Consider the following 341-nt stretch of genomic DNA (forward strand, 5'->3'; position numbering starts at 1 on the left):
TGGGAAGCCATTGATCGTCACGTTGCCGATATAATTCAGCATTTTCGTTCCGCGGTCTTTGCTTTTCGGAAAGTCGAATAACTCCGGCGTCGTATCAATAAATGAGGTATCATAATTTCCGGTAATAAAGTTTTCATGCTTCATGACATTTTCAAGGAACGGAATATTCGTCTTAATGCCTCGAATCCGAAATTCCTTTAAATTCCGGAGCATCTTCGAAGCGGCCTGTTCAAAGGTGAGCGCTTGTGTGGAGACTTTCACAAGCAGTGAGTCATAGTAAGGTGTAATGATGGATCCTTGGAAGCCGTTCCCTGCATCCAAGCGGACCCCAAAACCGCCGC

Annotated in this window: 1 pseudogene; it reads right to left on the reverse strand. The window is 45.5% G+C overall.

Annotation, left to right across the window (positions count from 1 at the left end):
- A pseudogene (locus A8F95_RS10535) lies at positions 1 to 341 on the reverse strand (pyruvate carboxylase); the annotation flags it as partial.

Origin of the sequence: Pseudobacillus wudalianchiensis (assembly GCF_001685015.1) — a bacterium.
GTDB lineage: Bacteria > Bacillota > Bacilli > Bacillales > Domibacillaceae > Pseudobacillus > Pseudobacillus wudalianchiensis.